The 10,351-nt window shown below is 67.2% G+C and carries 8 protein-coding genes and 2 pseudogenes; 8 read left to right on the top strand and 2 right to left on the bottom strand.

The features are described from left to right. Positions 1 to 638, bottom strand: a 638-nt coding sequence (locus tag WS91_RS10440; protein ID WP_156432348.1) for a pyridoxal-phosphate dependent enzyme, incomplete at its 3' end; no start/stop codon positions are given. On the opposite strand from WS91_RS10440, the pseudogene WS91_RS37915 reads away from it, so the two are divergent. Then, a pseudogene (locus tag WS91_RS37915) lies at positions 627 to 712 on the top strand (DNA methyltransferase); the annotation flags it as partial. The gene WS91_RS10440 and the pseudogene WS91_RS37915 overlap by 12 nt on opposite strands. A 158-nt stretch (positions 713 to 870) precedes the next feature. Here the strand turns inward: WS91_RS37915 and WS91_RS38145 are convergent. Further along, positions 871 to 1,272, bottom strand: a pseudogene (locus WS91_RS38145) (hypothetical protein). Here WS91_RS38145 and WS91_RS10435 point away from each other — a divergent pair. The 7 genes from WS91_RS10435 (at position 1,243) to ubiB (ending at position 10,337) form a co-directional block, all read left to right on the top strand. Further along, complete coding sequence (locus WS91_RS10435; protein ID WP_038751218.1) at positions 1,243 to 5,262, top strand: DUF3683 domain-containing protein; 4,020 nt, start codon at positions 1,243 to 1,245, stop codon at positions 5,260 to 5,262. The pseudogene WS91_RS38145 and the gene WS91_RS10435 sit on opposite strands and share 30 nt — an antisense overlap. Positions 5,263 to 5,296: 34 nt before the next feature. Continuing rightward, positions 5,297 to 5,740, top strand: coding sequence for an HIT family protein (locus WS91_RS10430; RefSeq protein WP_038751154.1), 444 nt, complete (start codon positions 5,297 to 5,299; stop codon positions 5,738 to 5,740). Continuing rightward, a complete protein-coding gene (locus WS91_RS10425) occupies positions 5,737 to 6,150 on the top strand; it encodes a gamma-butyrobetaine hydroxylase-like domain-containing protein (RefSeq protein WP_038751156.1) in 414 nt (137 codons plus the stop codon). The genes WS91_RS10430 and WS91_RS10425 overlap by 4 nt, the downstream gene beginning before the upstream one ends. A gap of 48 nt (positions 6,151 to 6,198) precedes the next feature. Continuing rightward, the gene (ubiE, locus tag WS91_RS10420) at positions 6,199 to 6,930 is read left to right on the top strand and encodes a bifunctional demethylmenaquinone methyltransferase/2-methoxy-6-polyprenyl-1,4-benzoquinol methylase UbiE (RefSeq protein ID WP_059670231.1); all 732 of its coding nucleotides are present in this window, start codon (positions 6,199 to 6,201) and stop codon (positions 6,928 to 6,930) included. Positions 6,931 to 6,972: 42 nt separating this feature from the next. Continuing rightward, positions 6,973 to 7,992, top strand: a complete 1,020-nt coding sequence (locus WS91_RS10415; protein ID WP_052145131.1) for a Tim44 domain-containing protein — start codon at positions 6,973 to 6,975, stop codon at positions 7,990 to 7,992. 107 nt (positions 7,993 to 8,099) lie between these two features. Further along, on the top strand, positions 8,100 to 8,747 hold the full coding sequence (locus WS91_RS10410; protein ID WP_059670230.1) for a ubiquinone biosynthesis accessory factor UbiJ: 648 nt from the start codon (positions 8,100 to 8,102) through the stop codon (positions 8,745 to 8,747). A 12-nt stretch (positions 8,748 to 8,759) separates the two neighbouring features. Then, on the top strand, positions 8,760 to 10,337 hold the full coding sequence (gene ubiB / locus WS91_RS10405; RefSeq protein ID WP_059644026.1) for a ubiquinone biosynthesis regulatory protein kinase UbiB: 1,578 nt from the start codon (positions 8,760 to 8,762) through the stop codon (positions 10,335 to 10,337). Positions 10,338 to 10,351 lie beyond the last annotated feature (14 nt).

Here is a 10,351-nt window from a genome sequence, read left to right as displayed (position 1 = left end):
GCGCACGAATCGTCGGTCTGCACGCCGATCACCTTGATCTCGGGCCGCACCGCCTTCACGTACGCGGCCACGCCCGCCGCGAGCCCGCCGCCGCCGATCGGCACGAAGATCGCGTGGATTGGCCCCTGATGCTGGCGCAGGATTTCCATCGCGACCGTGCCCTGGCCCGCGATCACGTAAGGATCGTCGAACGGATGGACGAACGTGAGGCCGCGCTCGGCCTGCACCTTCACCGCGTGCGCGTAGGCGTCGCTGTACGATTCGCCCGCCTGGATCACCTCGACGGTCGGGCCGCCGTGCGCGCGCACCGCGTCGACCTTCACCTGCGGCGTCGTCACCGGCACGACGATCACGGCCTTCACGTTCATCCGCGCGGCCGAGAACGCGACGCCCTGCGCATGATTGCCCGCCGACGCGGTGATCACGCCGCGCGCGAGCGCGTCGGCTGGAATGTGCGCCATCTTGTTGTACGCGCCGCGCAGCTTGAACGAGAACACCGGCTGGTTGTCCTCGCGCTTCAGATAGACGGGGTTGTTCAGTCGCGCGGACAGATTGCGCGCGCGTTCGAGCTCGGTTTCGAGCGCGACGTCGTACACCCGGGCGGTCAGGATTTTCTTCAGATAATCGTGGGAGGCCATGAGAGGGCGTGAAAAGCGTGGATGCGGCGGAAAAAGGCAATGATAGCGCCAACCCTCGCCGTTTCGGCCTTAACTGAATGGTTACCGACCGTCCGGACGGCGAATCGGGCGCTTGCCGGGCGCCGTCGGGCGACTGAAAGGGGCGCGCGCCGCGCCGCGCCGCCGGCCGCAAACCCTCGTCGCCCGGGCGGCGCGGCGGATTCGACGGGTCATTCGGCCGCCGCGCCGACGATTAACGCGTTCGTCCAACCTGGGTTAGAATTTCGTTTTGAATCAAGGATCGGAAGATGCAAAGGCAGTCTCGGATCGTCCTGTTGAAGCCGTCGCCGCGCGCCGCGGGTCCTGCGGCGCAACGGCACGCGCGCCGCGCGCGATCGTGTTGACGGTACCGAGCGCCGCCGGGCCGTGTCGACCGGAGTCGCGCGTGAGCGCCTGCTCCGGCTCCTTGCGAAGCGGTCGTTCCGGAATCGCGCTCGAACGCGCGCTCCGGGCCCACGCAAAGCAGTCACGCGCCGGGTAACAGAAGATTTCCCCAAAATCGCGCACCACGCGCTTGCCGGATTCGCGCTCCTTCGTCGCGCGCCGGCCTCCGAATCGTCCGAACATGAACGCACCGCAAGTTTTCGATCCGCACGGCGCGGCAGCCGCCGTCGCCGCCGACCCCGCTCCGCGCCTGCGCGAAATCCCCTACAACTACACGTCGTTCTCCGATCGCGAGATCGTGATCCGCCTGCTCGGCGACGAAGCCTGGGCCGCGCTCGACGAGCTGCGCGCCGAACGCCGCACGGGCCGCTCGGCGCGGATGTTGTACGAAGTGCTGGGCGACATCTGGGTGGTGCGCCGCAATCCGTATCTGCAGGACGATCTGCTCGACAATCCGAAGCGCCGCGCGCTCCTCGTCGAGGCGCTGAACCACCGCCTGTCCGAGATCGAGAAGCGCCGCCGCGCGGATCTGTCCGAGCACGGCGACGTGGCGGGCCGCGAGCGCGCCGCGCGCGTCGAGATGCTCGCCGCGGCCGCGCAGCGCGCGGTCGACGAATTCGCGCACGAGTTCGAGAAGATGGCGGAGCTGCGCCGCCGCGCGACGAAGGTGCTCGGCCGCTGCACGCAGAAGGACAACATCCGCTTCGACGGTCTCGCGCGCGTGTCGCACGTGACGGACGCGACCGATTGGCGCGTCGAGTATCCGTTCGTCGTGCTGACGCCCGATACCGAAGCGGAAATCGCGAGCCTCGTGAAGGCGTGCTTCGAGCTCGGCCTGACCGTGATCCCGCGCGGAGGCGGCACGGGCTACACGGGCGGCGCGGTGCCGCTCACGCCGTTCTCGGCCGTGATCAACACCGAGAAGCTCGAGCAGCTGGGCGCCGTCGAGCTGACCGAGCTGCCGGGCGTCGCGCACAAGGTGCCGACGATCTTCTCCGGCGCGGGCGTCGTCACGCGCCGCGTGACCGAGGCGGCGGAGGCGGCCGGCTACGTGTTCGCGGTCGATCCGACCTCGCTCGACGCATCGTGCATCGGCGGCAACGTCGCGATGAACGCGGGCGGCAAGAAGGCCGTGCTCTGGGGCACCGCGCTCGACAACCTCGCGTGGTGGCGGATGGTCGATCCCGAAGGGAACTGGCTCGAAGTCACGCGCGTCGAGCACAACCTCGGCAAGATCCACGACATTCCGGTCGCGCGCTTCGAGCTCAAGTGGTTCGACGGCGCGCGCGCGCCGGGCGAGAAGCTGTTGCGCGCCGAGACGCTCGACATCGAAGGCCGGCGCTTTCGCAAGGAGGGCCTCGGCAAGGACGTGACGGACAAATTCCTCGCGGGCCTGCCGGGCGTGCAGAAGGAAGGCTGCGACGGCCTCATCACGTCCGCGCGCTGGGTGCTGCACAAGATGCCCGCGCACACGCGCACCGTCTGCCTCGAATTTTTCGGCCAGGCGCGCGAGGCGATCCCGAGCATCGTCGAGATCAAGGATTATCTGTTCGAGACGTCGAAGCAGGGCGGCGCGATCCTCGCGGGCCTCGAGCATCTCGACGAGCGCTACCTGCGCGCGGTCGGCTACGCGACGAAGAGCAAGCGCCAGGCGTTTCCGAAAATGGTGCTGATCGGCGACATCGTCGGCGACAACGCGGACGCGGTCGCGCACGCGACGTCCGAAGTCGTGCGGATGGCGAACGGCAAGAGCGGCGAGGGCTTCGTCGCGGTGAGCGCCGAGGCGCGCAAGCGCTTCTGGCTCGACCGCAGCCGCACCGCCGCGATCGCGAAGCACACGAACGCGTTCAAGATCAACGAGGACGTCGTGATTCCGCTCAACCGGATGGGCGAGTACACCGACGGCATCGAGCGGATCAACATCGAGCTGTCGATCAAGAACAAGCTGCAGCTCGTCGACGCGATCGAAGCGTTCTTCACGGCAGGCAGCCTGCCGCTCGGCAAGAGCGACGACGCGAGCGAGATCCCGAGCGCCGAACTGCTCGAGGACCGCGTGCAGCAGGCGCTCGATCTGATGAAGCGCGTGCGCGCGCGCTGGGAATTCCTGCGCGACAAGCTCGACATGCCGCTGCGCGAGGCGCAGCACTATCTCGTCGCGCTCGGCTGCGAGGCGCTCGCGGAGAAATTCGCGGACCGCGTCGACGCGCAGCCGGACGCCACCGTCTTCCACGTGGCGCAGGACCGCACGGTGCGCGTGTCGTGGAAGCAGGAAATTCGCGCCGAGCTGCGGCAGATCTTCAACGGCGGCGCGTTCAAGCCGATCCTCGACGACGCGCAGGCGATCCACAAGCAGGTGCTGCGCGGCCGCGTGTTCGTCGCGCTGCACATGCACGCGGGCGACGGCAACGTTCACACGAACATTCCGGTGAACTCCGACAACTACGAGATGCTGCAGGACGCGCACGCGGCGGTTGCGCGCATCATGACGCTCGCGCGCTCGCTCGACGGCGTGATCTCCGGCGAGCACGGCATCGGCATCACGAAGCTCGAGTTCCTGACCGACGACGAGATCGCCGAATTCCGCGCGTACAAGCAGCGCGTCGATCCGCAGGGCCGCTTCAACAAGGGCAAACTGCTCGAAGGCGCGGACCTGCGCAACGCGTACACGCCGAGCTTCGGCCTGATGGGCTACGAGTCGCTGATCATGCAGCAGTCCGACATCGGCGCGATCGCCGAATCGGTGAAGGACTGCCTGCGCTGCGGCAAGTGCAAGCCGGTGTGCGCGACGCACGTGCCGCGCGCGAATCTGCTGTACAGCCCGCGCAACAAGATCCTCGCGACGTCGCTGCTCGTCGAGGCGTTCCTGTACGAGGAGCAGACGCGCCGCGGCGTGTCGATCAAGCACTGGGACGAGTTCAACGACGTGGCCGACCATTGCACTGTCTGCCACAAGTGCGCGACGCCGTGCCCCGTCAAGATCGACTTCGGCGACGTGACGATGAACATGCGCAACCTGCTGCGCAAGATGGGCAAGAAGAAGTTCAACCCGGGCAGCGCGGCGGGCATGTTCTTCCTGAACGCGACGAATCCGCAGACGATCAACGCGACGCGCGCGGTGATGATGGGCTTGGGCTACAAGGCGCAGCGCCTGGCGAACGACGTGCTGAAGAAGGTCGCGCAGAAGCAGACGGCGCACCCGCCGTCGACGACCGGCAAGCGGCCCGCCGTCGAGCAGGTGATCCACTTCGTCAACAAGAAGATGCCGGGCAACCTGCCGAAGAAGACGGCGCGCGCGCTGCTCGACATCGAGGACAACAAGATCGTGCCGATCATCCGCAACCCGAAGACGACGACCGTCGATTCGGAGGCGGTGTTCTACTTCCCCGGCTGCGGCTCCGAGCGCCTGTTCTCGCAGGTCGGCCTCGCCACGCAGGCGATGCTGTGGGAAGCGGGCGTGCAGACCGTGCTGCCGCCCGGGTATCTGTGCTGCGGCTATCCGCAGCGCGGCTCGGGCCAGTACGACAAGGCGGAGAAGATCGTCACCGACAACCGCGTGCTGTTCCACCGGGTCGCGAACACGCTGAACTACCTCGACATCAAGACGGTGGTCGTGTCGTGCGGCACCTGCTACGACCAGCTCGCCGGCTACGAATTCGACAAGATCTTCCCCGGCTGCCGGATCATCGACATCCACGAGTTCCTGCTCGAGAAGGGGCTGAAGCTCGACGGCGTGACGGGCACGCGCTACATGTATCACGATCCGTGCCACACGCCGATCAAGACGATGGACCCGGTCAAGCTCGTCAACGATCTGATGGGCGCGCAGCACGACGGCTACAAGATCGAGAAGAACGAGCGCTGCTGCGGCGAATCGGGCACGCTCGCCGTCGCGCGTCCGGACGTGTCGACGCAGGTTCGGTTCCGAAAAGAGGAAGAGATCAAGAAGGGCGCCGCCAAATTGCGTAACATTCCGGTGGTGTCGGGCAACGGCGCGAACGGCTCGGCCGCCGGCGTGTCGGACGTGAAGATCCTGACGAGCTGCCCGGCGTGCCTGCAGGGCCTGTCGCGCTACAACGAGGACGCGAACATCGAGGCCGACTACATCGTCGTCGAGATCGCGCGCCACATGCTCGGCGAGAACTGGATGGCCGACTACGTCGCGCGCGCGAACAACGGCGGGATCGAGCGCGTGCTGGTGTAAGGTGACGAACGTTCCACCAGTGAAGGAATTGACGATGGATTGCGTATTCTGCCGCGAAGATGGCGGCGAGCTGCTCTGGAAGGACGACGCGGTGCGCGTCGTCCTCGCGACGACCGAAACCGATTACCCGGGCTTCTGCCGGGTGATCTGGCATGCGCACGTCGCCGAGTTTTCCGATCTCGACGAGGCCGAGCGCGCGCATCTGATGCGGATCGTCTACGCGGTAGAGAAGGCGGTGCGGCGGGTGATGCAGCCGACGAAGGTGAATCTCGCGAGCCTCGGCAACCAGGTGCCGCACGTGCACTGGCACGTGATTCCGCGCTTCTCGAACGACGCGCATTTCCCGCAGCCGATCTGGGCGCCGCGCCAGCGGTCGGTGTCCGACGCGCTGCTGCGGCTGCGCGCCGCGCAGGCGACCCTCTTGCACAACGCGGTGCACGAGGAGATCGAGCAGGCGGTGAGCGGAGGCCGGGCATGAGCGGCCAGGCTTCGACGGCGCCCGTGCCGTCCGGCGTCGTCGTCCATGCGGTGTCGCGCGTGCTGGAGTTGCAGTATCCGAGCGGCGAGAGCTTTCGCGTGCCGTTTGAGCTGATGCGCGTCTATTCGCCGTCGGCCGAAGTGCGCGGCCACGGGCCGGGCCAGGAGACGCTGCAGACCGGCAAGCGCGACGTGACGATCACGGCGCTCGAGCCGGTCGGCAACTATGCGCTCAAGCCGACGTTCTCGGACGGCCATTCGACGGGCATCTATTCGTGGGAGCTGCTGTACGAGCTCGCGACCCGGCAGGACGCGCTCTGGCGCGAATATTTCGACAAATTGAAGGCGGCGGGCGTCGAGCGAGACGCGCCAATGCCGGCGGACTCGCTGCCGCGAGGCCACCACCACTGAACGACGGCGCCGGGCGGCGCCGTTTGCCATTGATAGAGGATCAACGCGATGAGCAAAACCCACTTCGGCTTTGAGACCGTCGAGGAAAACGAAAAAGCGAAGAAAGTCGCGGGGGTGTTTCACTCGGTCGCGAGCAACTACGATCTGATGAACGACTTGATGTCGGCGGGCCTGCACCGCGCGTGGAAGGCGTTCACGATCGCGCAGGCGAACGTGCGGCCGGGCTTCAAGGTGCTCGACCTCGCGGCCGGCACGGGCGATCTGACGAAGGCGTTCGCGAAGGCCGCGGGGCCGACGGGAGAAGTCTGGCACACGGACATCAACGAATCGATGCTGCGCGTGGGCCGCGACCGCCTGCTCGACAAGGGCGTCGTCACGCCGTCGTTGCTCTGCGACGCGGAGAAGCTGCCGTTTCCCGACAACTACTTCGACGTCGTCACCGTCGCGTTCGGCTTGCGCAACATGACGCACAAGGACGCCGCGCTCGCCGAGATGCGCCGCGTCGCGAAGCCGGGCGGCCGCGTGATGGTGCTCGAATTCTCGAAAGTCTGGGAGCCGCTGAAAAAAGCGTACGATCTCTATTCTTTCAAAGTATTACCGTGGCTTGGCAACAAGTTCGCGAAAGATGCCGACAGTTATCGGTATCTTGCTGAATCTATCCGGATGCACCCGGATCAGGACACGCTGAAGACGATGATGGAACAAGCTGGGCTCGACGCCGTCAAATATTACAATTTGTCAGGTGGCGTGGTAGCTTTACACGTGGGAACCAAGTATTAAGGGGTTCCATCCATACAATTTCCTTTCAGCTTGGAGGCCAGGATGTCCGAATCGCGTTCGTCGTTTAACCGCAGCAGAGAGCCGAAGTCGTTGGCGCGGCGAATCGGCACGTTCCTGATGGTCGGCCTCCTCGCCGCCGGCACGTTCGCGTCGCTCGACGCCGAGGCGAAGCGCATGGGCGGCGGCCGCAGCGTCGGCCGCCAGTCGCAGACGCTGCAGCAGCGCCAGGCGACGCCGCCCGCGCAGCAGCCGATGCAGCAGGCGGCGCCCGCCCAGGCGCCGCGCCAGCAGCCGGCGCCCGCCGCGCAGCCGAATCGCTCGCGCTGGCTCGGCCCGATCGCGGGGCTCGCGGCCGGCCTCGGCATCGCGGCGCTGCTGTCGCATCTGGGGCTTGGCGGCGCGTTCGCCAGCATGATGGCGAACGTCATCGTGATCGCGCTTCTCGCGATGGTCGGCATTTGGCTCGTCCGCAAGTTCATGAACCGGCGCGGCGCGCAGCGGCCGGCCTACGCGGGCGGCCAGCCGTCGCTGAACCAAGGCGGTTACGGCCAGGATGCGGGCGCTCGGCGCGAGGCGTCGCCGAACGGCGCGTTCGGGGGCTCGGGCAGTTCGTACGCGGGCGAAGCGCAGCGCGTGTTCGGCGGCGCAGCCGCCGCGACGACGGCCGCTGCGGCCGCCGCGCCTGCGGTGCCGGCGGGCTTCGATACCGAAGCGTTCCTGCGTAACGCGAAGGTCTATTTCGTGCGCCTGCAGGCCGCGTGGGACGAGGGCAACCTCGCCGACATCCGCGAATTCACGACGCCCGAGATGTTCGCCGAAGTGAAGATCGATCTCGACGGCCGTGGCGCGGGCGCGAACCAGACGGACGTCGTGCAGCTCGACGCCGAGCTGCTCGCGGTCGAGGATCGCGGCAACGAGCACTTCGCGAGCGTGCGCTTCCACGGCCTCATCCGAGAGGCGCAGGGCGCGGCGGCCGAGCCGTTCGACGAAGTGTGGAATCTGTCGAAGGCCGGCAGCCAGGGCTGGCTCCTCGCGGGCATCCAGCAGGCGAGCACGCACTGACGGAAGTCGTGCCGAGCGTCGCGCCTCGCGAGGCCGCGGCCGAACCGACGTTACAATAGAAGCCCGCGCAGGCGCCCTGCCTGCGCGGGCTTTTCATTGCCAGCCAGATGACCCTTGCCGCCAAGCCGTTTGCCGCCGCCGTCAATCACCTGCTCGCCCGCGAATCCTGGGCGCGCGACCGCCTGATTCCCTATGCCGGCAAGACCGCCCGGCTCGAAGTCCCGCCCGTGACGCTCGTGCTGCTCGTGCAGCCGGACGGCTATCTCGCCGCCGTCGACGCGCACGACGCGCGCCAGTTCGACGTGTCGATCGCGCTGTCGAGCGGCGGCACGGGCGGCCCGTTCGACGCGGCGGCCGCGTTCGTGCAGGGCGGTCAGGCGGCCGTGATGAAGCACGTGAAGATCGACGGCGACGCGGAGTTCGCGACCCAGATCGCGAAGCTTGCCGAGCACCTGCGCTGGGAGCCGGAGGAGGATCTCGCGAAGATCGTCGGCGACGCGGCCGCGCACCGGATCGCGGCGTTCGTGCGTTCGACGGGCGAGCACGCGCGCCGTTCCGGCCGCAACGTGCTCGATTCGATCGCCGAATACTGGCTCGACGAGAACCCGCAGGTCGTGCGCAAGAGCGTGCTCGCCGATTTCGACGCGGAGCTCGCGCGGGCGCGGGACGCGCTCGCGCGCGTCGAGAAGCGGATCGAACGACTGGAGCAAAAAATCGACGCGCGCGCGGGCGGCAGCTCGCGACGCGCGCAGTGAGGGCCGCAAGGCATGCGCATTTTCCGTTTCGTCAAAATCGTCTTCACCGTCATCCGCTTCGGCCTCGACGAGGTGATGCTGTCGCGTATCGAAAACCGTCGCGTGAAGCTCCTGCTGCGCATCACGACGATCGGGCGCCGTTTCTCCGATCCGCCCGCGGTGCGGCTGCGCCGCGCGCTGGAAAGCCTCGGGCCGATCTTCGTGAAGTTCGGCCAGGTGCTGTCGACGCGGCGCGATCTGCTGCCCGTCGATTTCGCGAACGAGCTCGCGAAGCTTCAGGACCAGGTGCCGCCGTTCGATTCGGCGGTTGCGATCGGTCTCGTCGAGAAGGCGCTCGGCGCGCGCATCGACGAGCTGTTCGATGCGTTCGAGCGGGAACCCGTCGCGAGCGCGTCGATCGCGCAGGTGCACTTCGCGAAGCTCAAGCAGGGCGAGCACAAGGGCAAGGCGGTCGCGGTCAAGGTGCTGCGTCCCAACATGCTGCCCATCATCGATTCCGATCTCGCGCTGATGCGCGACATCGCGACGTGGGCCGAGCGCCTGTGGGCGGACGGCAGGCGGCTCAAGCCGCGCGAGGTCGTCGCCGAATTCGACAAATACCTGCACGACGAGCTCGACCTGATGCGCGAGGCGGCGAACGGCAGCCAGCTGCGCCGCAACTTCGCGGGGCTCGACCTGCTGCTCGTGCCGGAGATGTTCTGGGATTACTCGACGCCGAGCGTGCTCGTGATGGAGCGGATGGCGGGCGTGCCGATCAGCCAGGTCGACACGCTGCGCGCGGCGGGCGTCGACATTCCGAAGCTCGCGCGCGAAGGCGTCGAAATCTTCTTCACGCAGGTGTTCCGCGACGGCTTCTTCCATGCGGACATGCACCCCGGCAACATCCAGGTGAGCCTCGATCCGAAGCATTTCGGGCGCTATATCGCGCTCGATTTCGGCATCGTCGGCGCGCTGTCCGATTTCGACAAGAATTACCTCGCGCAGAACTTCCTCGCGTTCTTCAAGCGCGACTATCATCGCGTTGCGACGCTGCATCTCGAATCCGGCTGGGTGCCGCCCGATACGCGCGTCGAGGAGCTCGAAAGCGCGATCCGCGCGGTCTGCGAGCCGTACTTCGACCGCGCGCTGAAGGACATCTCGCTCGGCCAGGTGCTGATGCGCCTGTTCTCGACGTCGCGCCGCTTCAACGTCGAAATCCAGCCGCAGCTCGTGCTCTTGCAGAAGACGATGCTGAACGTCGAGGGGCTCGGCCGTTCGCTCGATCCGGAGCTCGATCTGTGGAAGACCGCGAAGCCGTATCTCGAGCGCTGGATGGCCGAGCAGATCGGGCTGCGCGGCTGGTACGAGCGCTTCAAGGTCGAGGCGCCGCAGTGGAGCAAGACGCTGCCGCAGCTGCCGCGCCTCGTCCATCAGGCGCTCACCGCGCATCACGAGGCGCCGCGCGCGATCAGCGACGACCTGATCCGGCAGATACTCGTCGAGCAGAAGCGGACCAACCGGCTGCTGCAGGCGCTCCTCGTGTTCGGGCTCGCGGTCGGCGCGGGCGCGGTGATCGCGCGGGTGCTGATCGTCATCGCGTACGGCGGCTGAGCGCGGGGCGCAGA

This window comes from Burkholderia sp. MSMB1498, assembly GCF_001526245.1.
Classification (GTDB): domain Bacteria; phylum Pseudomonadota; class Gammaproteobacteria; order Burkholderiales; family Burkholderiaceae; genus Burkholderia; species Burkholderia savannae.
Note: the sequence above shows the minus strand (reverse complement) of the source record. Positions and strands in the feature narration are given on the sequence as shown.